The following is a 15,338-nucleotide window of genomic DNA, read 5'->3' as shown; positions in this document are numbered from 1 at the left end:
AGAGATATGATGAAAACCATTGCAACAACACAGTTACCAGCGCACGTTCTTGTGCCAACGTATGACCGTAATTGCCTTGTAACCAAGATAGTGCATTTTGGCTTTGGCGCCTTCCATCGTGCGCATCAAGGCGTTTACACCGATGAATTAGCCAGTCAATATAATAGTGACTGGGGAATTTGCGAAGTCAGTTTATTCAGCGGCAAACCTCTACTTGAACAGTTGCAACAGCAGCAGCATTTGTATTCAGTGGTTGAAAAAAACACTGCCGGGCCTGCGGTAAAAGTCATCGGTTGTGTGCGTGAATCTATGCACCCAGCTCTTGATGGAAAACAAGCAATTATTAATAAAATGACAGAGCCTCAAGTGGCCATCATGTCATTAACCATCACAGAAAAGGGCTATTGCTCAGACACCAATACTGGCCAGCTCGACGCTTTGAATCCAATGATTCAACAGGATCTACAAACACCGCTTGAACCAAATTCCGTCATCGGCTATTTGGTTCAAGCCTTGCGTGTTAGACGAAATAAAGGGTTACCTGCTTTCACTGTGATGTCTTGTGATAATTTACAAGAGAATGGTCACGTCGCCCGTAACGCCGTGGTTGGTTTTGCCCGCTTACTCGATGCCTCACTGGCAGATTGGATTCAAGCAAACGTCTCTTTCCCTTGTACCATGGTTGACCGCATAGTTCCCGCCATCACCGAAGAAACCCAAAACGACATCACCACACTGTTAGGTGTTGCTGACCCATGCGGCATTGCTTGTGAATCTTTTCGCCAATGGGTGATTGAAGATGATTTTGTGGCTGGTCGGCCGGATTGGGATTTAGTCGGGGCAGAATTTGTCAATAATGTGGTGCCTTTTGAGGAAATGAAGCTAAGAATGCTGAATGGCAGTCATTCATTTCTTGCTTATTTAGGTTACTTGGCAGGCTATGAAAACATTGCTGACACCATGGCCGATCCAGCCTATAAAAAAGCAGCGTTAGCGCTGATGTTAGATGAGCAAGCAGCAACACTAACCATGCCTGAAGGCACAGATTTAGCCGCCTATGCTTCATCATTGATTGATCGCTACTGCAATATAAATATTAAACATCGCACTTGGCAGATCGCCATGGACGGAAGTCAAAAATTACCGCCTCGCCTGTTGAATTCCATTCGTTACCATTTAAAAAATGGCTCTGATTTCAAACATCTGGCATTAGCCGTAGCCGGTTGGATGCGTTACGTATCTGGGGTGGATGAACAAGGTGTGGCCATCGACGTTCGCGATCCGATGGTGGAATCATTGAAGTCCATTTGTGATCAGCATGGGCTGAATGTTTCAGTCGTTAAGGCGCTGGTTTCAATCGACACCATTTTTGCGAAAGACCTAATAGACAACAAAGTATTTATGAACGCCATTGAAACGGCTTACGCGGCGTTGTTGCTTATGGGTGCACAAAAATCTGTTGCTAAACTTTAGGGAGCTGATATGAAAGAGTTTATGGGTGATGACTTCTTATTGACGAATGCAACCGCTTGTCGGTTGTACCATGATTACGCAAAAGACTTACCGATTTTTGATTATCACAGCCATTTAAATGCCAAAGAGATAGCCGAAGATCGACAATTTAACAACCTAGCAGAGGCTTGGTTGCACGGTGACCATTACAAATGGAGGGGAATGCGCGCCGCCGGAATCGATGAGTCATACATTACGGGGATTAAGTCAGATTATGAAAAGTTTCAGGCGTGGGCGCAAACCGTACCAAAATGTCTGGGAAACCCACTGTATCATTGGACACATCTCGAGTTACGTCGCCCCTTTGGTATTAATGACATTCAACTGAGCCCGGAAACCGCAGAGACGATCTGGTCTCAATGCAATGAAAAATTGGCTCTGCCGGAATTTTCCAGTCGTGGCATTTTACAACAGATGAATGTACATATGGTGGGCACCACCGACGATCCCATAGACTCTCTAGAACATCACGCCATGATTGCAAAGGATGACAGCTTTTCTGTGTCCGTGTTGCCAAGTTGGCGACCTGATCGAGCTTTTAAAATAGAAAACGAAGGCTTCTGTGAGTACATGCAAGTGCTGGGTAATGTCACCAACATTGATATAGCTTGCTTTGAGGATTTACTCGCCGCATTAACCTTGCGCCTAGATCACTTTAACCAACATAGTTGCTGTACGGCAGACCACGGTATTGAGATCCTGCGTTATGCTGAAGTTCCCACGCTAACCAAGCTGGATGAAATCTTACGCCTAGCAATAAAGCAGGAACCTTTAACAGAGCAGCAAATCGCTCAGTTTGGCACGGCTGTTTTAGTTTGGTTAGGGCAACAATACTCTCGACTAGGTTGGGTAATGCAACTACACCTAGGGGCTTTAAGGGACAATAATAGCCGTATGCTCGCGGCCATTGGCGCCAATACAGGCTTTGATTCTATGGCAGATACTAGCTACGCAAAGGAATTGTCCGCCTTGTTAGATGCAATGGATATCACCAATGAATTACCCAAAACGGTATTGTATTGCTTGAACCCAAGAGACAATGAAATGCTGGCGACCATGGCGGGGAATTTTCAAGGTGGTGGTATTGCTGGGAAAATCCAATTCGGCTCTGGTTGGTGGTTTAACGATCAAAAAGATGGCATGGAACGACAACTACAACAGCTCTCTCAGCTGGGTTTGCTCAGTCAATTTATTGGTATGCTGACCGATTCTCGCAGCTTCCTTTCTTTTACTCGACATGAGTATTTCAGACGGATTTTATGCAACATGCTTGGTGAATGGGTAGAGCGAGGTGAAATACCTAACGACGATAAATTACTCGTACCAATGGTCAAAGATATTTGTTTTTATAATGCAAAACGCTATTTTCTAACGGGTAAATAACCAAAAATAAGCCCATTGAATAAAAGTACGAAGCACAAAAAACCCTCGATTGTTATCCTATCGAGGGTTTTTTACTGTTCGTTTGCTAGAACCAGTAAGAGATTACTTGCCCGTTGCGCGAGAAACGTATTCGCCTGTCCGTGTGTCAACACGTAGGATTTCACCAATATTGATGAACAATGGAACACGAACCATTGCACCAGTAACCAAATAAGCCGGCTTAGAACCGCCGTTAGCGGTATCACCTTTCACACCTGGGTCGGTGTCTTTTACTTCAAGTTCGATGAAGTTAGGCGGCGTTACGGCCAATGGTGCGCCGTTGTATAAAGTAATGACGTATTTTTCTTGCTCTTTCAGCCATTTTTTTGTGTCTGAAACTGCATTTTCATCGGCCGCGTGTTGTTCGAAAGAACCATCAATCGCCATGAAATGCCAGAACTCACCGTCGGTGTACAAGTATTCCATGTCGGTGTCCATTACATCAGCTGCTTCTAGACTTTCGCCTGATCTAAACGTACGCTCCCAAACTCGACCAGAACGAAGGTTACGAAGCTTTAGACGGTTAAAGGCTTGGCCTTTACCCGGTTTAACGTGTTCATTGTCCAGTACCGCACATGGTTCGCCATCAACCATGACTTTAGTGCCGCCGCGCATATCGCTGGTAGTAATATTAGCCATACATCCTCACAGTATATTTTTAGAGAAAAGGCTCTGACTGACGTATCATGTCAGCCCTAAGATCTATTCAAGAGCCACAGGCCTAATCGGCCTAGAATAAGTTGGCGCAATCATAACCTAAATGAACATAATTTTGCAGATATTTGACGTGATACCGATTCAAACAAAGAACAATATAAGCTGGTCGCAGCACCTGTCACAGGCCCTAACGTCCTTGCCGGAACTGGTTAAGCACCTTGGTTTATCTGAAAAACTGTCTCAACAAGGCATTGAGGCACACCAAAGCTTCAAATTATTGGTGCCTCGACCTTATTTATCTCGTATTGAATATGGCAATCCGAATGATCCGCTGCTGTTGCAAATTTTGCCCAGCGCTGCCGAGATGCAAAAGGTCATCGGCTACACAAAAGACCCGTTAGAAGAAGCTGATCACAACCCACAAAAAGCCATCGTGCATAAATACAAACGTCGCTTATTGGTTATCACCACAGGCACTTGCGCGGTAAATTGTCGTTATTGCTTCCGTCGGCATTTTCCTTATGGTGATAACCAATTAGCGCAAGCTGAGTGGCAATCTGTGATTGAATACCTAGAAAAACATCCTGAAGTGAACGAGGTTATTCTAAGCGGCGGCGACCCATTGATGATGAAAGACGCCCTGCTCGCGGATAAAATTCGTCTACTCGAAGCCTTGCCTCAAATAAAACGCCTGCGCATTCATTCACGATTACCCGTGGTGATTCCAGCTCGAGTTTGCGATGACATGCTGACATGGATAAACAAAAGTCGTCTCGACATTATTATGGTGTGGCACATTAACCACGCCAATGAAATGGACAACGAACTCGCTCAAGCTGCGTTCAAATTAAAGCAAGCCGGCGTCACTCTGTTAAATCAGGGCGTGTTATTAAAAGGGATAAACGACACGGTCGACGCCCAAGTAAACTTGAGTGAAGCCGTATTTGATGCGGGAATTTTGCCTTACTACATGTTCACTTTGGACCCCGTCGAAGGCGCGGCGCATTTTGATATCTCCATTGAAGACGCCCAGCGATTAATGGGCAAGGTGGCTGCCGAGCTACCTGGCTATTTAGTACCAAGACTCGCGAAAGAAATCCCCGGAAAACCCGCCAAGAGCGTATTTTCACCGCTGTTTGACGCGTCTGTTTAACTTATCTTAACAGCGCAATACGGCCGACTTTCACCTGTTGACGCTGTACTTTCACGCTTGGAGCCAGTTGGTACAAATCCCCATTTCGGCCAATCAATTGTTGAGGTACATGACTGCGTTTTGCCACCTCTGCGTTCGCGTCCAAATGCTTCGGTTCGCCATGACAGGGAATGGCCAGTTGCGGCTGAACCCAAGTATAAAGCTGTTTCAATTCCTCTTGGCAAGGATGACCACTCACATGAATCGTTACGTCGGTTTCATGAGCCTGTAAGGTGCGTATTTTTCGACCCTTGAATTGTTCGGCTAAGCAGTCTATCGCTGGTTCGTTGCCCGGAATACGCATGGCGCTGAAAATCACTAAATCGTCTGCTTCAAGACTCAAATCAAAACAATTGTCTGCGGCCAAACGGTTTAACGTCGCTCTTGATTCGCCTTGACTTCCGGTGACGACGACCAGCACTTCTTCTCTTGGTAAATACCCAAGATGCGCCGCATCGATAATAGGCAAATCGTCAGGCCAATGACCTGTTACTCTGGCGGCGCTGACCATGTTCGTTAGCGATCGACCAATTAACGCGAGGTAACGCCCCGTTTCTTTGGCGATTCGACCCAATCCCACTAAACGCGCCACATTACTGCTAAAGCACCCCACCACAACACGATTCTTTTCTGTTTCGATGGTTTGCAATAAGCCGCGATAACAATCACTTTCGGATTCGGAGTAACCGCTTTTCAACGCGTTGGTTGAATCACAAACCATCGCTAAAATATTTTCTTTGGCTAGGGCTTTAAACGTCGCAGATGAAAAACCGTCTCCAATAATCGGCTGGTTATCAATTTTCCAATCTCCCGTATGAAAAATACGCCCTGCCGGCGTGTCGATGGTCATCGCGAAAGGCTCTGGCACAGAATGCGTGAGCGCCAACCATTTCACATTAAACACACCAATTTTTTTGGTTTCGTTTTCATTCACTACAATCACAGGAACGTCGTCGGCCAAACCCACTTGCAGCAATTTTCGACGCAGCACTTCGGCAGTAAACGCCGTGGTATACACAGGACATTTAAAACGGCGCCATAAAAAAGGCAATGCGCCCACATGATCTTCATGAGCATGAGTAATAACGATGCCTGCGAGACGCTCCTTCTGCTCGCTAATAAAGCTAGGATCGGCGCACACTATTTCGGAAGTACGAAGGTCATCCGGCGTTAACGGTTCATTAAAAGACACGCCACAATCGACCATTAACCATTGACCGTCATGACCATAAAGATTCATGTTCATGCCGATCTCGCTGGTACCGCCTAAGGGCAGAAACCATAAATCCTCTTGTGAGGGAATCAAAGATGAGATAACTCACTCCTTGTGAATAAAATGGAATAATTAGTAAATGGTATCTATAGTACGCATTTTTTACGAAGACCTCTGCGTACCATTACAGATAAATCAAAAGAATCACCAAGAGATACAAAGAAAATAGTAACGAAGGCGAGAAGCCTCTCTCGACGTAAGTCGTAGAAAGAGACTTTAATAACAATAATAATCAAAAAAGAGTGAATTAAAGGACTTGTTCACCGTTCGCAATGACGGTATCACGCACGGTCTGAGTGTACTCTACTGCTTCTTTTAGAATCGCAGCTTCATCCACGGTGAGTATTTTTTTGTCTTCCATTAGCACTTTACCGTCTACGATACTGTGTCTAACATCGGTAGGGTATGCCGAATAAACAAGCGCGGAATACGGATTGTACATGGGCACCATGTGCGGCGCTTTAGTATCAATAACAATAATGTCGGCCAACTTACCCACTTCCAACGAACCAATACGATCTTCCATGTGTAACGCCCTTGCCGCACCCATGGTCGCCATATCAATGACTTTGATTGGTGGCATCGCCGCTCGGTCTTGATTCACTAACTTATGCACTTTGGCAACCTGACCAAATTCAGCAATGGTGCTTAAGTTATTTCCTGACATTGGGCCATCGGTGCCCAAGCCAATACGCACACCTTTGTCGTACATTTTTAAGGCTGGAGACACGCCCTTTGCAGATTTAATGTTCGCACTCATATTATGAGCAACCCCCATGCCGCTTTCTTTAACCAATTCAATATCATGGTCGTCCACCAAAATCATGTGAGCGCCAACGAGATGATTATTCAATGCGCCAATATCATGCATATATTGTACAGGACTTTTGCCATCTGCACGCTTAGCGATCTTTTCTTGCTCGGTGTGAGATTCAGCTAAATGGATCAATACCGGCACATTTTTCTCTTTCGACAAGTCAGATATACGCTGCAACACTTCAGTTGTATTGGTATAAGGCGCATGAGGTGCAAACGCTGGCGTGATACGAGGATGGTCTTTATACTCTTCAATAAATTTTAGCGCGTAATTAATGCCTTCTTCGGCATTTTTAGCGTCAGCAACAGGAAACTTTATAACGGTTTCACCAAGCACCGCGCGCATGCCAATTTCATCGACTGTTTTGGCAACTTCGTCCTCAAAATAATACATATCCGCGTACGTGGTAACACCGCCATGAATCATCTCAACATTACCCAAATTAGCGCCGATACGCACCATATCACGGGACACCAGCTGGCTCTCTAAAGGAAAAATATAACGATGCAAACGATCCGGCACATCGTCGGCTAGTGATCGCAGAAGCGTCATGGACACATGCGTATGCGTATTGATTAAACCGGGCATCACGATGTCACCATCAACGTCTAACACTTTTTTCGCATTAAATTGCGCCGCTAATGCGCCATTACCAAGAGCAACAATCTTGTTACCTTTTATGGCAATCACACCATGATGGAAAACGGTTTTGTTCTTATCCATGGTTAACAGCGTGGCGTCTTTTATCAGTAAGTCGACAAAGTCTTTACCCCATGATGGTGTAGATAAAGATGTCGTCGCTAATATTGCCAGTAAGACACTTTTTTTAAACTGCATTCGATTGTCCTTTATTAGATAATGTTCTTAATCAGTCGCTCTTCAACGACAGTAACGTCACTTAATTATACCTGCATGTTTTATTCCAACACGAAGACATGTTTGAAAACGTAGGACTATAAACTTGAACCTTAACATCACCACGAAGCTCGCCAAGGCTTTAACCGCTTTGATTTTACTTTCTTGCTTGGCTATATTCGCTCTCTACTTGGTTCAACGTTATGGCGCACAATACGCCGAACACAAAATACAAGAACAGCTAGAGCACTCGGGGTTAACTTCTTTTGTTCATTATGAAAGTATTCACTTTGATCCGTTCACGTTAACACCTTCGCTTGAGAATGTTCGTTTTGGGGCAGACAGCGCGCCTTGGTTGCGATTCGCACGGATTTCGCTCAACCAATATCCGATTAAATACCCGGATTTAGACGTGGATTTCTGGATTCAAAGAAGCCCAATCGACAGCGTTTCTCGTGATATGAGACAGTGGATGCGTGCCGCAGGCATTGAAACACTGTTAGGCAAAGGGTCTTTTTCTTCAAAGGCTGAAGGCGAGAAAGTATTGTCACAATTCAAATTGGATATCAAAGACGTCGGGGAAATATCATTGTCGTCCAATATCAATCTATTAGATCAAACCATTAACATGCCAGAGCTGCGCTCAGACATCATCGCGTCGTTTGCCCTAGGGCAACCTGAAGCCATTCTCATTATGTATGGTGAGGCCATTAAACTTCGCTCTTTAGACGTGGTATACACAGAGTCTGGATTAATCAATCACCTGTTTCCTCAGCCTGCTATCGGACAAGAGTCTAAACAGGCACAGCTAGACCTTCTTGCATTTAGAAGCCAAGCGTTAGGGCTCGCCGCCGCAGATTCAAAAGAAGCCAAGCAGATTGCTAGTGCCATTTGGGCTTTCTTAAGTAAACCGGAAACATTGACATTGTCTTTGTCACCTTCTTCACCAATAAGTGTAAAAGAACTGGCTTTATCAACACGCGAGGAAAGGCTATACAAAGACAGTAATATGACAATAACCAACAACTAACTGGCATTTTGTCAGCGCCGCTATGTGGGAAACTTAGCGGCGCTGACTGAGAAACGATTGCCTAAAAAGGGTTAAACATTACCTGATAGGACTGGTTAGACGTGGCTTTGGTAATGCCTTTTACCATTCTAAAAATCGACCAAACCCAGACACCAAATAACAAAATATAACCAATGAAAAAGAAAGCTAGTATCACGCCAATCACACTCAAAAAGATTCCCCACCAAAATGTACTAATAATGTTGGTGTAGTGATCTTCAAACAGTGTTCCGCGGGCTTCATTTGCTTTTACCATTGCCCAAATAGCACCGATTAACCAAAAAACACCGGTGAATATTCCTAACAGCATAAAAACATACGCAATCACGACGTTGCTTTTGGCATTTTCTTCTCTTGGTGTTAGCGGCCTAACGCGATTTTCGGGTTCAAATCCTGACATATTCAATGATTCCTTATTCAATATATTATCCAGCCAGAAGCGGACTCTCTATGCATTATGGGGATTCTTTTTCGTTTATCTCCCTACACTCACCTAGCTTTATGATTTCTTTTCAATACAAATACTTGTAACGTGTTCTCCCCCTCACACTATCTCTAGGAAAAGCATGAGCAATGTAACGATTTTAGTCGATGTTCAAAATGTCTATTACACAACCCGACAGGCTTTTGGACGTTCTTTCGATTACAACACGTTTTGGCAACAAGCTACTCAAGGCCGAGACGTTATAAAAGCCATTGCTTACGCCATAGACAGAGGCGATGAAAAACAACGTCAATTTCAGAATATTCTTCGAGCTATCGGCTTTGAGGTGAAATTAAAACCGTTTATTCAACGATCCGATGGGTCCGCAAAAGGTGATTGGGATGTTGGTATTGCGATCGATGGAATAGAACATGGTAAAGACAGCGATGTGCTCGTATTGGTTTCTGGCGACGGTGACTTTGACATACTGGCTAGAACACTGAGAGAAAAATATCAAACCAAGGTTGAAGTGTATGGTGTAGAAGCCCTAACGGCGCAGTCTTTGATCAATTCTGCCGACACGTTCACCCCTATTGATAACAAATTGTTACTCAAATAAATATAACTCACCTATATTTTTAAGAGAGAATATGATTTCTGAAAAATAACTAACTATTATATATGTAGAAAGCGGATAAATGAGCATTCAAGCAGACTCTTTATTATTAGAAACGAGACACACCTTACATAAGTGGCTTAGCCTAAGCACGGGCGTCATCATTCTTTTTTTCAGTTTTCTGAATGTTGTCATTTTAAAGCAGACTACTATTGGCTTAACAGAAGCGTTTTTTGGTCTATTGAACCTGTATTTTTTCTATTCAGCGCATCAAGGGAAGATTAAAAAATGGCATGGCTATATGTTAATTACTTCTTTAACGGTCACTATTTTTTACGTATTTTATTCTGCTGATTTAAGAGCAGGCTCCGTTTATTGGCTCATTATTTTACCGCCGTTATACTGTTTATTAGCAGGACCAAAGTTAGGCCTTGTTTACACCATTTTACTCTCTCTTCCTGCTATCTCTTTTTTATTCATCAAGTCGGACATAGAAAGTTATATTCCCCATCGATCCGTACTGAATTTTTCGCTCGCGTATTTTCTGTCTTTTGCCATCTGTTATTTATATGAAACACAATACACAAAAAGCAGTCAAATATTACACAGAATGGCATTTGAAGACCCGTTAACAGGCGTCAAAAATCGCCATGCCTTGAAATTGTTCTTTGATGATTTTAATCAAGAGGCTATGGACCCTTTTCAAGAAAAGTACGAACCAGAAGTAACGAGACTATTAATGATTGATATTGACCACTTTAAGAGCGTCAATGATGAATTCGGACACGAAGTCGGTGATTCGGTACTGGTGGAAATGGCCGAGTTACTTCAAAGCTACACAGAGAACCATCATGTTTATCGAATTGGCGGAGAAGAGTTTCTTATTATTCAAAATAGTACTTCAACGCAAGCGTATGAATTTGCTGAGTCAATTCGTAAGCGCATTGAAAACAACATTTTCAGAACTCACCAAAACAACATAAAAGTCACGGTCAGCATTGGAATAGCAGAACTTAAAAGAGGGCAAACTTTCAGAGAGTTTTTGCGTGTCGCCGATAAAAATCTCTACTCAGCAAAGAATAAAGGGCGTAATTTAGTACACTACAGCTCTATTAGCCTTACCGAGGCTGTATAACAGCAAAAATGCAAAGCCACGTTAGTTTATACATTTATTGTTCTTAAGCGAAACCGTTAATGAGTACTCGACAACATCCACAAACCTCCGTACCACCTGAAGCATTACATAAATGGTTAAGCATTCTAGTGTGTGCATTACACAGCGTGTATTTTTTATTAAACATGCTGTTGATGCAAAAAATAGGGCTCGGCGCTGTACAAATCATTGTGGCTGCCTTTAGTGGCTATTGCTTTTATTCTTCATTAAAAGAGCGCTATCAGCCATGGCAAAGCTATACCTTAATGGCACTTTTAACCTTCAATATTTTAGCGTCTGCATCATTAATGGAGTTTTGGGCTGGCGCGATCTTTTGGAGCCTCGCCTTACCACTTTGGTACTACAACTTATTTGGGTTAAAAAAAGGCTTTTGCTTTAGTGCCATGATTGTCATGTTTTCCGCTGCCATTTTATACCTTCGAACAGACACAAGCCTTTTCATGCCCTATCGAACCGTTTTCAACTTCACTTTGGCTTACTCTTCTGTTTGGTTAATGTGCCACATTTACGAAGTCCAACGACAAAAAACAAGTCTATTTCTACGAGCTCTTGCACTACAAGACGCGTTAACCGGCGTACAAAACCGCCACGCACTAAAAGCGGACTTTAGCGCCGTCCGCAAAAAAGCGGAAAGCATTCACATGCTCATCATTGATATCGACCATTTTAAAAACATCAATGATAAATTTGGCCATGACATTGGCGACTCCGTGCTTATTAAGGTCGCCAATGAAATTAAACAGTCCATTCAAGACCTAAGCGTCTACCGTTTAGGTGGCGAGGAGTTTATTGTTTTATTAAAGGGAATAAGCGATATACAAGCCTATGAACAGGCTGAAGTCATTAGGAAAAAAATTGAGCAAGCAACATTCCATAGCCATACAGATGCAATCACACTCACCGTCAGTATTGGCATCAGTTCGTTACAACCAGGGCAAGAATTTACCGATTTTCTGAGAGCGGCCGATGTGAAGCTTTATCAAGCTAAGCATGAAGGACGAAATCAAATACGTAATTAGTGAGTAAATGTCTCTAAAAACAACGCTTCTACTTTTTCTCTCGCCCAAGGTGTTTTACGTAAAAACTTTAGACTGGATTTCACCGATGGATCACTTTTAAAACAATTAATGTTGATACGAATAGATAACTCCTCCCAGCCATAATGCTCTACTAGATCCGTTACGACCTTTTCTAACTTCAAACCATGCAATGGGTTATTAACTTGTGTTTCGCTCATATTAATCTAATCCTGTTCTTCAATTAACGATTTTGGAGGAGTATACAGCAAGCAGAAGCAAACTCATTTTTTCTTTAACCTTACATTCTTGCTATGGTCAATTTGTTAAAAAAGCAAAATTATCTAAGAATATTTGACTAATACGCAAAATCCCCAAACAATAGCGTCAAACATAGGAGAATTAATTAATGGGTATTTTATCTGGCCTTAAAGGTCTATTTTCAGGCGGCGAAAGCGCACCAGAAAAAGCAGAAGAAACAATAGAGTATAAAGGTTTTTCAATCGTCCCCGCACCAATGAAAGACGGCGGTCAATTTAGAGTTGCAGCGACTATCACTAAAGGAGAAGGCGAAGATCAAAAAACACACAAATTCATTCGCTCAGACTTAATGCCAAATCGTGACGAGTGCATTCAAATCACGCTTCGCAAAACCAAGTTAACCATAGACCAACTAGGCGACAATATTTTCGGCTAACGATAAAGGAAAGCAAGATGAGCGCATCAATAGGACAACACTGGAAACAAGTTAACAAATGTGAAGACCTATTAGGTGCCGACTTTATTGCTCGCACTTTTGCCTTTTCAGGCCCAAAAAGCCAAGTTCATAGCACGCTTATTCACCATGCTGGCAACCCAAACGCCGAAAAAGCCATTTTGTATGTCCACGGTTATACAGACTATTTTTTTCAAACGGGTCTGGCTGAGCACTTTATTCACCTTGGCTATCGTTTCTACGCCGTCGACTTACAAGGCTATGGGCGCTCTATTCGCCCTTCAACACCACCCAATTGGTGTGATTCGATTGAGCAATACAGCCAAGACTTAGACATTGCCTTAGCCACGATGAAACAAGACGGCGTTAATGACGTTGTCATACTAGGACACTCCACCGGCGGCTTAGTCGTGTCTACTTACTTGGCGCAACCCTTCGCATTGCCTGAACGAGCCAGTCATTACAACAAAGCGTTTCCAACCGTCAGTGGGTTAATACTAAATAGCCCGTTTCTTGCACTTCCCTTTCCACCGTTGGCACTCAATAAGATAAGCTGGTCCATTCGAGCCTTAGTTTCTGCTTTACCTTTTTTGTATTTACGAGCCAAAAAAATCAATATTTACTCGAAAACGCTGCACCGTAAGTTTGGTGGAGAATGGGATTATCGATTGGATTGGAAGCCAGCAGAGGGGTTTGATTTATCTTTCCATTGGCTGCGAGAAATTATCTTTGCACAACGTAATCTTGCCAATCAAAAAATAGATATTCCAACTTTGTTATGTCATTCAAAAATCAGCACAATAGGGAAATCAACCGTAGAGGAAACCCAACAAGGCGATGGTGTATTAGACGTTGATAGCATGCAAGACGCTGCTAACAGGACCTTTAATCACCTAACAACCGCCTCTATTCCGAAGGGCTTCCATGATTTGTACCTATCGCATCAGCCCGCTCAAACTGCCTATTTGTCGGCCATCACCAATTGGCTAAAGCAGTTTAATGAAAATCAACAAGAACCCTAAGCGCCTTGGCGACGCATCACCCAGTCTAACAAACACGTTGGCAATAATCGTTTCATGAAGACCGCCGCGTAGGTTGGCGTTGTTACGTAATAGCGCGCTCTAGGCCGTTTTGATTCTAAGGCATGAATCAATTTTTTAACCACCGCACTGGCTGGCAATGTTTGCGATGACGTCGCACCTTCTTTACTGAGCCTTGCTATCGCTTCTTCGTAACCTTTTTGATGGCGACTGTTCACCATATCGATATTGTCTTTTAGCGCGGTCAACGCATTGGCACGAAAGTGACTTTCGATTGGGCCTGGGTCAATCAAACTCACCTTTATCGGTGTATCAAATAACTCTAAACGTAACGTGTCTGTTAACCCTTCTAAGGCAAACTTGCTCGCGTTATAAGCCCCTCTAAACGGCGCGGCAACTAAACCAAGCACCGAACTGTTATTAATGATCCGGCCATAACCTTGGGCTAACATGATGCTAAGCACTTTTGTTGTCAGTTCATGAGTGCCAAAGAAGTTACTATCAAACTGCGCTCTTAGTACATCAACAGGCAAATCTTCCACCGCACCAGGCTGACCATAAGCGCCATTATTAAACAGGGCAAACAAATGCCCATGAGTAATGGCTAATGTCTCTTCCAGCCCTTTTGCAATCGAATTCGAGTCTGCCAAATCTAACTGTACAACATGCTTTATACCCTGAGCTTTTAATGCGTCTACGTCTTTTTGTTTGCGGCAACTGGCCACAACGAGAAACTGCCGGTCCTGAAGCATTCTTGCGGCTTCCAAGCCAATACCTGTTGAACAACCTGTAATAAGAATAGAATACTGCATTGAACACCTTCGTAATAAATGAACGTAACCTTTAAACGCAACAGCGTAAGGCCCAAAATCGTCGGGAGTAAATTACCGACTGGAAGCCGCTAATCCAACACCAAAGCCAACAAACACACTACCGCTGACTTTGCTTAGAACCGCATGACCTTTTTGGGACGACAACTTGGTTTTCGCCAAAGACGCTGTCGCAGCATACACACTATGAATACACACCGACAACACACTAAAAGTCACAGCGAGCAGAATAAACTGTGGAGAATATTCTTGGTTCAAATCGATAAACTGAGGAAAGATAGACATAAAAAACACCACTGCTTTAGGGTTCGTCATGGACACCAAAAAGCCTTCTGCGAAGCATTTCAAAAACGAGCTGTGCTTGTCTCCTAGGTCAATGCTACGAGGCGCTTTGCTACGCCACATTTTAATGCCAAGGTACACCAGATAAACGGCCCCAACTATTTTCACCACACCAAATGCCATCGCTGAACTGGCTAAAATAATGCCCAAACTGGTCGCCGATATCGTCGCGACCAACAAAATCCCCAACGTCACACCGGAAATTCCCGCCAGTGTTTTTAAGACACCCTTTTGAATAGAGTTATTAATCGTAAGAAGGACCGCCGGTCCAGGCAAACAAATGGTTGCAACAGCCACCCCCACAAACAATAAATAGTTATCCATGATTACGCCTCTTATCCATGACTATTCTTTAAGACACTTTAAAGCAGTATGTTCGTGTTT

Annotated in this window: 16 protein-coding genes; 9 read left to right on the top strand and 7 right to left on the bottom strand. The window is 43.3% G+C overall.

Features of this window, described 5'->3' with window-relative positions; genetic code table 11:
* The first annotated feature begins 6 nt into the window (after positions 1-6).
* Together MP3633_RS02875 and uxaC are read left to right on the top strand one after the other, a co-directional pair.
* Entirely contained in the window at positions 7-1,473 is a 1,467-nt protein-coding gene (locus tag MP3633_RS02875) for a mannitol dehydrogenase family protein (RefSeq protein WP_217909044.1), read from the top strand.
* 9 nt (positions 1,474-1,482) lie between these two features.
* A complete protein-coding gene (gene uxaC / locus MP3633_RS02870; protein ID WP_176334405.1) occupies positions 1,483-2,895 on the top strand; it encodes a glucuronate isomerase in 1,413 nt (470 codons plus the stop codon).
* Between the two features lie 102 nt (positions 2,896-2,997).
* On the opposite strand, the gene efp is transcribed toward uxaC, so the two are convergent.
* Positions 2,998-3,573, bottom strand: coding sequence for an elongation factor P (efp, locus tag MP3633_RS02865; RefSeq protein ID WP_112136670.1), 576 nt, complete (start codon positions 3,571-3,573; stop codon positions 2,998-3,000).
* A gap of 148 nt (positions 3,574-3,721) precedes the next feature.
* On the opposite strand from efp, the gene epmB reads away from it, so the two are divergent.
* Entirely contained in the window at positions 3,722-4,744 is a 1,023-nt protein-coding gene (gene epmB / locus MP3633_RS02860; protein WP_176336708.1) for an EF-P beta-lysylation protein EpmB, read from the top strand.
* Between the two features lies 1 nt (position 4,745).
* On the opposite strand, the gene MP3633_RS02855 is transcribed toward epmB, so the two are convergent.
* Both MP3633_RS02855 and MP3633_RS02850 read right to left on the bottom strand, forming a co-directional pair.
* Positions 4,746-6,029: a ribonuclease J gene (locus tag MP3633_RS02855; RefSeq protein WP_244959798.1), complete on the bottom strand. Its 1,284-nt coding sequence runs from the start codon at positions 6,027-6,029 to the stop codon at positions 4,746-4,748.
* Positions 6,030-6,303: 274 nt separating this feature from the next.
* Positions 6,304-7,710, bottom strand: a complete 1,407-nt coding sequence (locus MP3633_RS02850) for an amidohydrolase (protein ID WP_176334403.1) — start codon at positions 7,708-7,710, stop codon at positions 6,304-6,306.
* 124 nt (positions 7,711-7,834) lie between these two features.
* On the opposite strand from MP3633_RS02850, the gene MP3633_RS02845 reads away from it, so the two are divergent.
* The gene (locus tag MP3633_RS02845) at positions 7,835-8,758 is read left to right on the top strand and encodes a hypothetical protein (protein ID WP_176334402.1); all 924 of its coding nucleotides are present in this window, start codon (positions 7,835-7,837) and stop codon (positions 8,756-8,758) included.
* A 61-nt stretch (positions 8,759-8,819) separates the two neighbouring features.
* On the opposite strand, the gene MP3633_RS02840 is transcribed toward MP3633_RS02845, so the two are convergent.
* Positions 8,820-9,197 carry a DUF4870 family protein gene (locus MP3633_RS02840; RefSeq protein WP_176334401.1) on the bottom strand — a complete coding sequence of 126 codons (378 nt, stop codon included), beginning with the start codon at positions 9,195-9,197 and terminating at the stop codon, positions 8,820-8,822.
* A 166-nt stretch (positions 9,198-9,363) separates the two neighbouring features.
* Between MP3633_RS02840 and MP3633_RS02835 the strand changes: the two genes are divergently transcribed.
* The 3 genes from MP3633_RS02835 to MP3633_RS02825 all read left to right on the top strand — a co-directional run bounded on the left by MP3633_RS02835 (position 9,364) and on the right by MP3633_RS02825 (position 12,030).
* Positions 9,364-9,840, top strand: a complete 477-nt coding sequence (locus MP3633_RS02835; RefSeq protein WP_176334400.1) for an NYN domain-containing protein — start codon at positions 9,364-9,366, stop codon at positions 9,838-9,840.
* Positions 9,841-9,919: 79 nt separating this feature from the next.
* Positions 9,920-10,972 carry a GGDEF domain-containing protein gene (locus MP3633_RS02830; protein WP_244959796.1) on the top strand — a complete coding sequence of 351 codons (1,053 nt, stop codon included), beginning with the start codon at positions 9,920-9,922 and terminating at the stop codon, positions 10,970-10,972.
* Positions 10,973-11,031: 59 nt separating this feature from the next.
* A complete protein-coding gene (locus tag MP3633_RS02825; RefSeq protein ID WP_176334399.1) occupies positions 11,032-12,030 on the top strand; it encodes a GGDEF domain-containing protein in 999 nt (332 codons plus the stop codon).
* On the opposite strand, the gene MP3633_RS02820 is transcribed toward MP3633_RS02825, so the two are convergent.
* Positions 12,027-12,248, bottom strand: a complete 222-nt coding sequence (locus MP3633_RS02820; RefSeq protein WP_112136658.1) for a VF530 family protein — start codon at positions 12,246-12,248, stop codon at positions 12,027-12,029. The genes MP3633_RS02825 and MP3633_RS02820 overlap by 4 nt on opposite strands.
* Positions 12,249-12,436: 188 nt before the next feature.
* On the opposite strand from MP3633_RS02820, the gene MP3633_RS02815 reads away from it, so the two are divergent.
* Both MP3633_RS02815 and MP3633_RS02810 read left to right on the top strand, forming a co-directional pair.
* Entirely contained in the window at positions 12,437-12,724 is a 288-nt protein-coding gene (locus MP3633_RS02815; protein ID WP_176334398.1) for an HlyU family transcriptional regulator, read from the top strand.
* 17 nt (positions 12,725-12,741) lie between these two features.
* Positions 12,742-13,764, top strand: coding sequence for an alpha/beta hydrolase (locus tag MP3633_RS02810; RefSeq protein WP_176334397.1), 1,023 nt, complete (start codon positions 12,742-12,744; stop codon positions 13,762-13,764).
* Here MP3633_RS02810 and MP3633_RS02805 read toward each other — a convergent pair.
* On the bottom strand, positions 13,761-14,594 hold the full coding sequence (locus MP3633_RS02805; protein WP_176334396.1) for an SDR family NAD(P)-dependent oxidoreductase: 834 nt from the start codon (positions 14,592-14,594) through the stop codon (positions 13,761-13,763). The genes MP3633_RS02810 and MP3633_RS02805 overlap by 4 nt on opposite strands.
* Positions 14,595-14,666: 72 nt before the next feature.
* Complete coding sequence (locus MP3633_RS02800; RefSeq protein WP_176334395.1) at positions 14,667-15,278, bottom strand: LysE family translocator; 612 nt, start codon at positions 15,276-15,278, stop codon at positions 14,667-14,669.
* Positions 15,279-15,338: the final 60 nt, after the last annotated feature.

It is taken from the genome of Marinomonas primoryensis (assembly GCF_013372285.1).
GTDB lineage: Bacteria > Pseudomonadota > Gammaproteobacteria > Pseudomonadales > Marinomonadaceae > Marinomonas > Marinomonas primoryensis.
This window is presented reverse-complemented; position numbering and strand designations above follow the sequence as displayed.